Source organism: Nostoc foliaceum FACHB-393, assembly GCF_014698505.1.
Lineage (GTDB): Bacteria > Cyanobacteriota > Cyanobacteriia > Cyanobacteriales > Nostocaceae > Nostoc > Nostoc foliaceum_A.
This window is the reverse complement of the sequence record NZ_JACJTD010000113.1, coordinates 1-11,755: the sequence shown is the minus strand read 5'-3', so window position 1 is coordinate 11,755 and position 11,755 is coordinate 1. Positions and strand designations below refer to the sequence as shown.

The 11,755-nt window shown below is 41.2% G+C and carries 15 protein-coding genes; 11 read left to right on the top strand and 4 right to left on the bottom strand.

Features of this window, described 5'->3' with window-relative positions:
• Nucleotides 1-309 precede the first annotated feature (309 nt).
• The 9 genes from H6G92_RS36625 to H6G92_RS36585 all read left to right on the top strand — a co-directional run bounded on the left by H6G92_RS36625 (nt 310) and on the right by H6G92_RS36585 (nt 6,252).
• Nucleotides 310-582 (top strand): hypothetical protein, encoded by a 273-nt coding sequence (locus H6G92_RS36625; protein WP_190901509.1) that lies wholly within the window; start codon nt 310-312, stop codon nt 580-582.
• Between the two features lie 143 nt (nt 583-725).
• Nucleotides 726-995 carry a hypothetical protein gene (locus H6G92_RS36620; RefSeq protein ID WP_190901508.1) on the top strand — a complete coding sequence of 90 codons (270 nt, stop codon included), beginning with the start codon at nt 726-728 and terminating at the stop codon, nt 993-995.
• Between the two features lie 168 nt (nt 996-1,163).
• Nucleotides 1,164-2,237: a hypothetical protein gene (locus tag H6G92_RS36615; RefSeq protein ID WP_190901507.1), complete on the top strand. Its 1,074-nt coding sequence runs from the start codon at nt 1,164-1,166 to the stop codon at nt 2,235-2,237.
• 135 nt (nt 2,238-2,372) lie between these two features.
• Nucleotides 2,373-2,816 (top strand): DUF1257 domain-containing protein, encoded by a 444-nt coding sequence (locus tag H6G92_RS36610; protein ID WP_190901505.1) that lies wholly within the window; start codon nt 2,373-2,375, stop codon nt 2,814-2,816.
• A gap of 2 nt (nt 2,817-2,818) precedes the next feature.
• A complete protein-coding gene (locus tag H6G92_RS36605; protein WP_179070125.1) occupies nt 2,819-3,022 on the top strand; it encodes a DUF2997 domain-containing protein in 204 nt (67 codons plus the stop codon).
• A gap of 63 nt (nt 3,023-3,085) precedes the next feature.
• Nucleotides 3,086-3,316 (top strand): hypothetical protein, encoded by a 231-nt coding sequence (locus H6G92_RS36600; RefSeq protein ID WP_242059480.1) that lies wholly within the window; start codon nt 3,086-3,088, stop codon nt 3,314-3,316.
• Complete coding sequence (locus tag H6G92_RS36595) at nt 3,313-4,935, top strand: AAA family ATPase (RefSeq protein ID WP_190901503.1); 1,623 nt, start codon at nt 3,313-3,315, stop codon at nt 4,933-4,935. The genes H6G92_RS36600 and H6G92_RS36595 overlap by 4 nt, the downstream gene beginning before the upstream one ends.
• A gap of 127 nt (nt 4,936-5,062) precedes the next feature.
• Complete coding sequence (locus H6G92_RS36590) at nt 5,063-5,623, top strand: WGR domain-containing protein (protein WP_190901501.1); 561 nt, start codon at nt 5,063-5,065, stop codon at nt 5,621-5,623.
• Nucleotides 5,624-5,898: 275 nt separating this feature from the next.
• The gene (locus tag H6G92_RS36585) at nt 5,899-6,252 is read left to right on the top strand and encodes a hypothetical protein (protein ID WP_190901500.1); all 354 of its coding nucleotides are present in this window, start codon (nt 5,899-5,901) and stop codon (nt 6,250-6,252) included.
• A 160-nt stretch (nt 6,253-6,412) separates the two neighbouring features.
• Here the strand turns inward: H6G92_RS36585 and H6G92_RS36580 are convergent, their stop codons facing one another.
• The 3 genes from H6G92_RS36580 to H6G92_RS36570 form a co-directional block, all read right to left on the bottom strand.
• Entirely contained in the window at nt 6,413-6,955 is a 543-nt protein-coding gene (locus H6G92_RS36580; RefSeq protein ID WP_190901498.1) for a DUF4334 domain-containing protein, read from the bottom strand.
• 107 nt (nt 6,956-7,062) lie between these two features.
• Nucleotides 7,063-8,112, bottom strand: a complete 1,050-nt coding sequence (locus tag H6G92_RS36575; protein WP_190901496.1) for an SGNH/GDSL hydrolase family protein — start codon at nt 8,110-8,112, stop codon at nt 7,063-7,065.
• Between the two features lie 360 nt (nt 8,113-8,472).
• Nucleotides 8,473-9,027 (bottom strand): EF-hand domain-containing protein, encoded by a 555-nt coding sequence (locus H6G92_RS36570; RefSeq protein ID WP_190901494.1) that lies wholly within the window; start codon nt 9,025-9,027, stop codon nt 8,473-8,475.
• A gap of 529 nt (nt 9,028-9,556) precedes the next feature.
• On the opposite strand from H6G92_RS36570, the gene H6G92_RS36565 reads away from it, so the two are divergent.
• Entirely contained in the window at nt 9,557-10,720 is a 1,164-nt protein-coding gene (locus tag H6G92_RS36565) for a calcium-binding protein (RefSeq protein ID WP_190901492.1), read from the top strand.
• Nucleotides 10,721-10,968: 248 nt separating this feature from the next.
• Here the strand turns inward: H6G92_RS36565 and H6G92_RS36560 are convergent, their stop codons facing one another.
• Complete coding sequence (locus H6G92_RS36560) at nt 10,969-11,232, bottom strand: hypothetical protein (protein WP_190901510.1); 264 nt, start codon at nt 11,230-11,232, stop codon at nt 10,969-10,971.
• Between the two features lie 189 nt (nt 11,233-11,421).
• Here H6G92_RS36560 and H6G92_RS36555 point away from each other — a divergent pair, with 189 nt between their 5' ends.
• Nucleotides 11,422-11,685, top strand: coding sequence for an SDR family NAD(P)-dependent oxidoreductase (locus H6G92_RS36555; protein ID WP_242059479.1), 264 nt, complete (start codon nt 11,422-11,424; stop codon nt 11,683-11,685).
• Nucleotides 11,686-11,755 lie beyond the last annotated feature (70 nt).

The following is an 11,755-nucleotide window of genomic DNA, read 5'->3' as shown; positions in this document are numbered from 1 at the left end:
CCCCCCTCGTAATGATTATCATTTTTATAATGAGTGAGATTTAATTTCCTCAAAGCCTTATGTAGTTTGAGTCTTGGCGTATTTCACCCTGATTCAGGCTCGTCAATATTTAGATGCGTTTGCCCTGATCTTATGGTGAAGAAACGGACTGGCGCGAGATCAGTAAACAAGCTTTAGCTGTGACAAAAGCTGCGAATGAAATGGTGTTTTAAGTCGTTGTAAACAGAGTTTGAGCAACTGTAATTAGAAGTTACTCAAACTTTGTCTACAGCTAATAGATGCTGTCTACTTATTCACCAATCAAAAGAAATGACAATAACAATCGTTCACCCCAATATCGAAAACTTACAGCAGTTTTCTGATTCGTTCGACATTGAGAAACTATTGCAATCGGAGGGAGTTTTGCCGTGGCTTCTAGCAAATGGCTGGAACTACGATGATGCATCTTGTTTGATTGCAAACATTATCGATGAGTCAACAAGTCTTGATGAAGTTTGGGGATCTAAAGAGTTTGATTTTAATGCTCTGTCAGATGAATTAAAGGAAAAACTCAATCAGATTTTTGAGCATTTTTATCTGTAGTAGTTGTCACTTTCAATCAATAACTAACGCAAAAGTAACGAATTCTGCGTGAAAAACTCTACAGTCAGATTCAATCAGTCTGACTGTAGAGAAAAATCGATTCCACAAAAGATTATCACACACTCTACTTTAATACTAATCAGATGCAAACAAATTTGATTAAAGTTTATGACTCAACGCTTTTAAGCTCCTCAAAAGTTTACCAAATCGACGGTACGCTTTCACGATACTTGGGTGATGCAGGTACTATCCAACATCCACAGTATCTATTTGTACCTCTGCCAAATCAAAGAAAAAAAGCCAGCTTTCGATTAAATCGAAACAAACTCATGACTCGCTGTTATGAAGTCGAAGGTATGGTCTATGAGAAGCCTGCGGTACAGGATAATTCACAGCAACTTCAGCTATTTTAAGCCATGTCCATACATAAACCACCAGTCATTAAAAGACATATTCGCCTGCAAAAAAGCTCTACAAAAGTAATCTATAGAGCTACTACAGACATTCGCTCTCTTGAGAAATCACCACAAAGAAAGCTTCGCTTAATCGAAAGTGAAAAATAATGATTGAGGTCAATAATAATGGTACAAGTAATCGACAACACTATCGCTACAAATTTCCTAACTGATGCAGTAGTCGAGCGCCACAATTTCTCACAATTAAATAAAACCCGTATTCGCTTCCGCATCCAGTTAAAGAAAAGTACAAAGTCTGCCGCACCTAAATGGGCCGATGTGCTAAAAGCTGAAGTCTCTGAAATTGAATCAGACCTCGTGAAAGTTACAAATTCTGAAGTCGGATTACGCGGAATCAAGGTATTTAAGAAACTCGATGAAGCTGCCGCACAACTTCGTCAAGAAATCGCTTCTGTTCAAGAGTGGATGTCTGCTGATACTGGTGATTGGGTTTGTCCTATTGATTTGGCTCCGCTCGTTTGGAGTCAACTTCTTAATATTAGAGATAATATTGCTCCTGGCTTGCGTAATCAATTAAAAGTTGATTATGAATCAGGACTTCTTGATTACCAAGAGCGGATTGACCAGTTCCTCTCACTTAACACTTGGGAATTAGCACAGGATAAGCAAGAGTCAGTCAAAGCCAACTTGCTAAGAGCATTTCCGACTCTGACCGATCTTGAGGACTATTTGCAAGTCGTGATTGGTCGTCCGGTGATCATACCCGCTTTGTCCGAACAACTCAATCAGCAACAAGCCGAATGTCTTGATCAAATTACCAAGTTCATTCAGCAGTATGACCAAAATCTGGAGCAAAGGCTACGGGAATCTGCGATCGCTGGTGGTGAACAACTCGCCGCGCAGTTGCTTGAAGAGTTGGCTGATTGGGAGCCAGGACGCAAGCCAGTCCAGTTCAAAAAAAAGATGCAACGTCATCTGATGAAGGTTCAGGTACTACTAGCGAATGCTGACCCGGAGGCTGGCAGCAGCTTGGAGGCGATGATGGCGCACTTGGACTCTATTGTTAATGATCCAGCGATTGAGTCTAAAAATCTGGGTTCAGATACACGCAGTCAATTGCAGCAAAAAATGCAAGAAATTCGGATCAAGTTGTTAGACGAACAGCGCAATCTACAATCACTTGCGGCTGACGACGTGGGCTTATCGAAAGCTACCGTAATGTCGTTCAAGTTCAGGTAAAAAACAGTCTTGGGCGAGGGTGTATTCGCTCAAGACTGATGCCAATGGATTTAATACGTAGTTTCCAGAATAACCCAAAAAGGATATCGCACCCCTACTATTTCTCAAACCGATTTGAAAGCATTGGAGCTAAAAATGTCGCATTTCTCAACCGTTAAAACTAAGCTTGTATCCCTTGAATGTCTAATACAAGCTTTACAAGATTTGAAACTGAATCCGCAAGTTTACGAAACAGCACAGCCACTAAAAGGATACTACGGTGGCTCTCAAGGAAAAAGCGCTGAAATCATTGTGTCTGGTCGCACCATAAAAGCCCGTGCAGATATGGGATTTAAGTGGAATGGCTCGGAATACGAAATGATCCAGGATGAGTACGAAGTAATTAGGCGGTTAGGAGGAAAGTTCTACGCCTGTCAGCTAATGCCTGCTTACGGACGACGGATGGTTTTGGCGAAGGCTGCCGAGTTACAAGAAAGGTTTGGTGAATGTGCGATCGCTGAAGAAACCAACGGGAGCGTGCAAACTTTACGGCTCACTTTTGCCGGACATCAAGAAGTTCAACAATATGCACGGAGATAAATATGGAACGGTCAATACTGATTCATTTCGACAGCGCTACAGGTGAAGTGAAAGTGGAAGCTCTTGGATTCGAGGGGTTAACTTGTTTGTCAGCAACCCAGCCATTTGAAGAGGCGTTGGGAGTTGTACAGGGCGAACGTGAATTTAAGCCGGAAGCCCAACAGCAACGTATAACTTCTACCCATCAACAGTACCAACGCCAGTAACAAACATAAAAGGGGGTTTCCAAGCCCCCTAAATTTATGAATGAATTATCAAAAGAATATCCCATGCTTCACGTTTATCCGCAGCAAAAAGTACATCAACCTGTGGTTATCAAAGCCAATACTGAAGGTATTTGTGTACTAATAAATGCTCTTATTTCCGCTATTGCCCAACCTGAAAGTAATGCTATGGCATCTGTATTTTGCGGCGATGCCGAAGTCTATGAGGTAGTCGTGAAAGTAGTAAACACTCATGACGAACTCTCTCCAGTTCCTTATCAAATATCAACATCATGAAACTCTCAAATCTTCTCTCCACACTCGATTCACAAATCCCCATCGCTGCGGTTGATGTCCTATCTCCTGATGAAGCGACGATTATTCAGTGGTTAACTACTGAAGCTAACAATAAGCTCTCATGTCCAGTTTTCTTCTGGAATCTGGGAGTATCAACCTTGGAACAATGTTTAATTGCAGCAGATGGGGGATTGGTATTTAAGCCAGTGCCAGAGTATAAGAAACCTCCACAGGCTGATCCACTACTATTTGTATTCGACTACATTGCTAACTTTAGTGGTCATGGTGTATTTATCCTCGGAGATATTCACCCCTTTATTGCTAAGAATTCACCCCAATTGAGTTGGGAGATTTTAAGCAAGGTAAAAAACCTTTACCACAGGTTAAAACCCACAGATAAACGCATTGTTTTGTTGGGTCAGAACATACAATTACACGAATCCTTAGTCAGATTGATTCCTTATTGTGAAGTTCCTTTACCTAGTATTGACCAAATACTACTTCATATCAATTCTTATTTGCATGACCTACAACAGTCTGCTATTGAACAGGAATTGACTTTTACTGTTACGCTAGAAAATGCTGAATTTGAAACTCTTTCTCGTGCTGCCCTGGGTTTAACCCTGGAGGAAATTAGTGATTTCCTGCGGTTAACAGTCAAAGAAAACTTAACTAATGATGGTGTCGTTGTCGGCGCTGATTTCATCCCCAAAGCCGTCGAGTACAAAACTCGGCTACTGTCTCAAATGGGTATCGAGTTGGGTAAACCTGCGATAATCCCATTCGGCGGTTTGGATCTTCTGCGCGAGTGGTTGATGAGGCGGCGGCGGCTATTCACGCAAGAGGCGCGAAGTCTCTCGTTACCCCAACCAAAAGGTGTATTGCTGGCTGGCCCACCAGGAACAGGAAAATCCCACTGTGCCAAAAACATCGCTAGCATACTCAATCTACCACTTCTGCAACTCGATATTGCGTCCCTTCTAGGTTCACTAGTTGGCGAATCCGAAGGTAATGTTAAACGTGCATTGAAAACAGCAGAAGCGATCGCACCTTGTATCTTGTTTATTGATGAGGTGGAAAAGGCGCTTTCTGGTATTGGCGATACTTCAGGTGTTAGTCAAAGGATTCTTGGAACTTTGCTTACGTTCATGAGTGAATGCACTGCTGGGGTGTTTATAGTTGCAACCTGCAATGACCCATCAGCACTACCAAGTGAGTTTAAGCGCAAAGGTAGGTTTGATGAGGCTTTCTTTGTTGATCTGCCCACAGAGCCAGAGCGTGTACAGATTTTGGGGATTCATCTACAACGTTTTGGCATTCACCTGGAATCGGAGTACCTCGAAGCGATCGCTGCCAACACTGCAAAGTTTTCAGGGGCGGAACTGGAAACCCTTGCTTCGGAAGCTGCTCTGCTGGCATTCGATGAGGATAGACCGCAGCAGGTAACACTTGCTGATCTCGAAGCCTGTCGTCAAACGATTACCCCGCTTGCAATTCAGGATGCGGCGGCAGTCGAACGAATGCAATCCTGGGCATCTACTGCACGACGGGCTAGTAGTCCTGTACAAGCGGCGAAAACTCAGTCTCTCAGAACTGCCAAATACAGAAACATGAACTGATGAGAAAGCGATTGTCTCCTGATTCTACAGGGGCGATCGCTCTTTTAGGTTCGTAGCGATCGCGTTCAGTATATCTATCTCAGATGGGGCAATGCCCTGAAGTTAGGAAATTGACAGGGTAAGAAAGATGGAAATCTATTTAGTCTTTGTTGACGCAATTCAAAACAGCAATAAATTCTGGGCGGCCATTGTCGAAGATAGTAACTTAACAGTGCAGTGGGGCAGAGTCGGTTATCAAGCGCAAACCAAAGTCCACACATTAGCCAATCATCAGAGAGCCATTGCTAAATTTCATAATCTGGTAGCAGAAAAGAAATCCAAAGGTTACAGCGAAAGCCAGCCAGAGATTGATGCTAGCCGCAGTGTTGCAGACATTAGACGAGCTATTCAATTATTGAATATTATCCGTCCTTGTATTGCTAATAGGATTTTTCACGATGGCTATATTAACGCCCTAAATGAATATCTGAAAATAGTACCAACACCTTTAGGGATGCAAATTGACTACCCCAGAGTTTATCGCACAGTAGAAGATATTGACTATCAAATGGGATTACTCAATTCCCTGTTAACGACACCTGCACCACAAGCTGCTGTGCTGGCTGCTGGTCATGCCCCTGAAGCAACAACAGAAACGGCAGTTGTCAGTCTCAAGACTATCAGTAAGAACTTCTGGCGACATTTGTAAATTAGCTTGTCGGAAAGTATTGCAGCCGATTTACTACAGCAATGCGGATTGATTAAGTGTATCCCCCAGCCTATACTGCACTGGGGGATATTTCTAACTGACTTTCAACTTAATTGCTTGTCCTCTGGGTTTTTTCGTATGACATCGCTTAACCATTAGAATATCTTTTCTGAATGTGGAATTTTTATGTAAATTTAACCTCATTCACCTGACGAAAGTTTACAATATAATTACTGAAACTATCTAGTTACAACCAACAGGCTTTGGTTTGATCCATGACTGATAATAAACAAGTTGTCTCTCAACTCACTCAACAAAGACCAAGACGTGTTTTGGTTGTAGCTCCAAGTAAACTCATTATCCATCATCACAGAAAAACCTTTAAGACACTAGCCACTTTAAGCGATTATATTTTCAAAGTCATCGCAAAATTGTCCATCGTCAGCGCTATGTTGTTCGGCATTAGCGCATTAGGGTATTGGGGATTAGAAATCGTTGAAGCTAACACAATCCCGACGATAGAAGATAGATACGATTGGCAAACTCAAAAACATATTTGTTTCGGTTGGATGCTGTTTACTTTTTCTAGCTTTCTTGGGAGTGCTTCTTTTGGTGATGAATTTCACTAATAACATTCATTGGACAAAGTTTATATTGAAGAAGAATTCAGCTATTCTGAATACATGCGTCAGCAATCTTTCAGTGGCGGGTCAGAATCCCCCACTGAATTGTTGCACCACGCTTATCTTCGATGCTATCGCTTTAGCGTAATAGAGCCGATTTAAAAAGCTAAAGACATCGCTTGAGAATAAAAAAGAAAGGTTGAGGTATGTTTTTATAATCCATAATTCCTAACACAGTATTTTCATCTACTTTTCTGAAAGAATCATTGATTGGCAAATAATCATAAATCATTGTAGCAGTCACTTTTCCTCTATACTCCATCATCCGCAGTCTAGCCTGACTTTTATCGGTTTTAAGTAAAGAATTGATTGAGATCAACAATGGTTTGAGAGAATCATTTTTGGGAATCGGCAATTTTAAAACCCAGTTCATTAAAGTGGGGTTAGGCGCAACCTGGTAAATTTTTCCCTGACCATCTAAAAATAATAACGGATGAATATTTTCAGAATCTATAAATTCCTTACCATACCAATTGGAAATTTCCAATAAACCATCCATTGGATGATTTGTATGCAGTCCAGACCCTTGCCAACGACCAAACATAAAGCCTAAATTTACGGGTTCAAGGGTGTCAAATAATTCTAAAGCTTTTTCTGTAGTAGTTTTACCCGTTTTCACTATCAATTGATAATTTTCTAGTGTTTCCATTGTTGCTGTCCTTATACTTGTAATCTTTCCCAAATACCTGCTTATTCAATCTGGGTTTGTCCCTTGTGTGTTGCTATAGTTTTCCTCTTTTTAGCACGATGATGCCCTTAGCTACTATGAACTTTACGCCGTAGTAAACTGATCATACTCATACAAGATATACAAGCTAAAAAAGTTGATGGCTCAGGAACAGTTTTTATTCTTTGTGTCTCGAAGAAATTGGACATATCTTCACCAATAATCTGATGTACACGACGAGTGGGATGAATCTCGTCAAAGTAATAATAATTATCAGGGGTTGAACAACCAGGCTCTAACCCCCCAGTAGTGTATAAAAGTTCGCAGGCATCATTTATATTGGTAAAACCAAATGTTGCTGGGGTAGAGCGAATTTTGTTGCTGATTGCAACATGGTCATACAGTGCAACTTCAACACCTAATTGCTTATTCAGGGTATCGAGTTGACCGGGAAGACTTTTGTTGATAACATCTCTAAACTTAGCTGCCTCTTGTGAGTATTGCTCAAAAAGCGGTAATGCAGCTAAATCTGTAGAGTTTACGACAAAAAACTGTTCTGCCCCTATCGCTGCAAGTTGTGATATTCCAGAAGCAATATTGTTAACAGCAGCATCAGCTAATACATCGACCGAACCAGTCTGATTATTAAAAAACCTTTCTAATAGATCATTTGTAGATATAAAAATGAAGTATAACCCCTTAGAATCTCCCACGCGATTAACATCTGCTTTATATTCTTCAATTTGACCAAAGAAACCTGTATCTTGATATTTATCAAGCCAAGTACTTAAATTGCCATTGCCGCTTTTCGCACCACCTACTGCATAATCTGTTAACTGTAAATTTTCTTGTTTTGCTAATACCTCAACTGATGTTAATCCCGGATTATTTGTCCATCGACCGTCAGAGTCATACACGTCCACTCGTGGGAATATAAACGCTCCAGGCACCCCAGAGTTAACTGCTGCTGTTGTAATCCGAAGTGCTGCCCCATTATCTGAATAGCTATCACCAAAAGCATAAATACGAGAAATCGAGTTGAAAGAAGCTGCATAAGCATTATTAACACTTACACACAAAAAAGCCGCACTACTTACTGCGGTAGTAGTAAATATTTTCAAAGGAATATTTTTTAGCATAGATAAATGCGTTTCCCCATATTCAAAATTCTGGTTTCCGTGTAACTAATGATTGTTTTGCTAGCACCACTTAAGCCTGTAAACCAAAGAATTACTATCAGTTGCATCAAGTTGATTTACAGATTGTAAAGACGTATTGACTTATTTTTCCATCAGGTCTTCGGCTTGTTTCTTAACGGTGATCGCACAAAACTATCCGCCCATGCTCGTAACTGAGGTTTATTTGCTTGTAATTACGCACAAAAAAAATATATACTTTCTAGCTTGATTAAGCAAGATGTATTAAGGGGAATTACTTAATCATTTGAAAAAATCATACTTTGCGCCAAAGGGTGGAGTATGTGGCGTTAGAGAGTAGGGTTATAAATCGAGGGGGCCGAGCAGCCAGTAGCCAGGAGAATCGAGTGAGTCGTCAAAGTAATAGGCGCGGATGGCTTCGAGCAGGTCATGGGTGGTAATGAAGCCATCTTCGTCCTTGTCAAGGCGACGGAATACCTCGCGGGCATCTTGCTCACAGAGGTGCATCAAAGCACCCGTCCATCGGATCTCATCAGTGACGGTCAGCCGACCGTCACGATCCTGGTCAACGATATCCATAATCGACTCAAGGAAGGGCATATATGCTTGGTCAAATGCTTCGGGCGTTTCTAGCAGTCCCAATGCGAACGCTCTTTTATACTCAGCTTCACTGATGCGCTCATCGGTATTTGTATCGGCTACTTGCAATAAGTGCTGCCACAAGCCTAAGCAAACATCGAGCAGCCGTTGTCGAGCAGGGGATTCTTCATCATGACCGAACTCTTCAGCCAGACGCGCAACTGACATCTCGAAGTCGCTCTGCTCAATAAAGCCATTGTGATCATTATCGAAGGTGCGGAAGCGTTTAGAGAGTTTCCGATCTAAGAAATGGTTCATGCGGTTTTTGCGACATCACATATCTGCAAAAACATAATAACCCAAGTTGCGGGTTATTAAGGTGTCTGACTTTTCACGAAATGTGGAAAGGCGAGATTGGTTCTTGGATAATTTTTCTTTGTGTATATTTGCACCTACAGGGACTTAGGGAGCATCCCTGTAGGCGCAATCTGTCGTAGAAATCGCCCAATGGCACTGCATGAATAGGTAATCGCTACCCATTTCAATCAACCAATTCCCCATCCACAATCACAACACCCCACTGCGGATATTTCGCCAACAATTTCTTGATCATTATCACCAGTGCCGGATTATCATTCCAACATTACTTCAAGAAATCAAACCTCGGATTCTGCCCCGAATTCGCTGCAACACATGAGTTTCTGCATACGTCGTGGTCGCTCCAGGAGCAGAAGGTCTGCGGGGAAATCTTAGTTAATTGCTATATTCTGCAACATTTTTTCAAGAACAATACAGCCGATAACAGGTTACTATACAGCAGTTACTCAAAAACAGGTAAAGCAAGATTATGGCAACAATTATAGGTACTGATGGGGACGATATTTTAATCGGAACTGCTGGGGATGACAGAATTATCGCTAGTGCAGGGGATGATACGATTACTGGTGGAGATGGCAGGGATACCATTGATTACAGTGACTTAGAACAACCTGTAACACTCCAACCAGTGGTGATTCAAAAAGGCGTAATTGGAACTGATACGTTTAGAGATTTCTTTGAAACTGTTATTGGTGCTAGAGGACAGACTAATATTATTGATGCAACTACTGACAGTACAAATGTATCGATAGTAGCTGATTTATCCAAAGAAAAACTAGAAATAAGAGTTGTCGGTTCGCCACCAATAATAGTCAGTGTGAAAAATTTTGTGAATGTAATTGGTACAAATCAAAAGGACACTATTACTGGTGATGCTGCTGATAATCAATTATCTGGTAGCGGCGGCAATGACATTATTAGAGCTAGTGCAGGCAACGATACCTTAAATGGTGGAGATGGTACTGATACGGCTGATTACAGCAAAATAGGTGTAAGCTCTACTATCTTCATTGATGGAACTCTTAAAAAAGGTGGCGGACTGGGTACAGATTTACTTGGAAATTTTGAAAATCTTGTTGTTGATGCTAGCGTTGCAAATAACACTATTGATGCCTCAATTGCTCCTTCAGCACCCTTTTTAGTTGAAGATGCATCAGTTAACGTTAACCTTGAAAGTCAAAGTTTCGTAATTAATAATGTTCCTAACATAGGCACAGTTGAATTCACATTTATAAACTTTGATAATGTTAAAGGTACAAATCAAAGTGACACCATTGTGGGAGATAGGCAAAATAATCTGTTATTTGGCAATGGTGGAAACGATACACTTTCTGGTAAGAGCGGGAACGATACACTCGCTGGTGGGTTAGGTGCAGATACTCTCACTGGCGGACTAGGTGCAGATAAATTTGTTTTTACCAACCTATTAGAGGGTGTTGATATTATCAAAGACTTCAAGGCTGTTCAAGGTGACAAAATTCAAGTTTCTCAAGCAGGGTTTGGTGCTACTGATCTTAGTGACTTCAGTTATGATCCCCTAAATGGTTCTTTGTTCTTCCAAGAATCGAGATTCGCTATTCTGGAAAATAAGCCTATTGGTTTTCAAACTAATTTAGATATTCAACTGGTTTAAGCTCAGGTATTGTATAAGTTCGCTACCATAGCGGGACTTAGAGGTTGTTTGAAAAGTGGCAGATTGAGCCTTAAATGCAACTTACAGAAGCGAACGTGAATTCCAAAACCCGCATTATCTCGTTCAACTTCTAGGATAGCCAGAGTAGTCAAACATACGTTAGATGACTTTTCAAATAACCTCTTAGAGTCTTCCTTGCTCCAATTGCTGTTATGGTGCTACTCGCCAAAACTTTAGATGACAGAAGATCACAAAGATAATACTTGCTTCGTAATTATTGTAACTCTGCAATACTTGCAGCAGACTTCTTGGGCAACCTTCTTGACGACTGCTGCTTTCATCTGATTCACTGAAGGAGGGTTATCTTCAAATGCGATCGCTGCATTTGCCAACGACTGAACCAACCGCGCACGATAGAACTCCTGCTGCAAAATGGACAGAACACTCAGCACGCCCAATTCAGACCAATCCCCCAAATCCTCATTGTGCAGAGATAAAAAAGAGGTGTCCAAAAGCACAAACTTCAAAGGCGGCTAAAAAATTGGTGTTCTTAGATTCGCATGAGAGATGATGATACCATGCTAGAAGAAGCGGTGGAAGCCGCAGTCTTTCTTCAAGAGAGCAGCTAAATTTCTTTGCCCTAACTTAGATCGATTGTCCAAGGTTTTTCAGATCATGGAAAACCATAAGGAGAAATCCAAATGAACTATGACATCAAAGACAAAACCATTTTGGTTACGGGCGCAAATCGCGGCATCGGCAAGGCGATAGTTGAGTCCTTTATTGAACACGGAGCCAAAAAAGTCTATGCGGCTGTTCGTCAGATCAACAGTGTCTCCTCATTGGTTGAACAATACGGCTTACAGGTAGTACCAATTCAGGTTGATTTAGCTGATCCCCAATCTATTAGACTTGTCCGAAAACTCCAAAGCCAGACTGTTCAAAGCTTTGGGGCAAAACTTTGATATCTTCGTAAAAACGGAGGCATAAGGCTTTGAGATAGTTAGTGATAGTTTAGAGACATAAAAATTAACT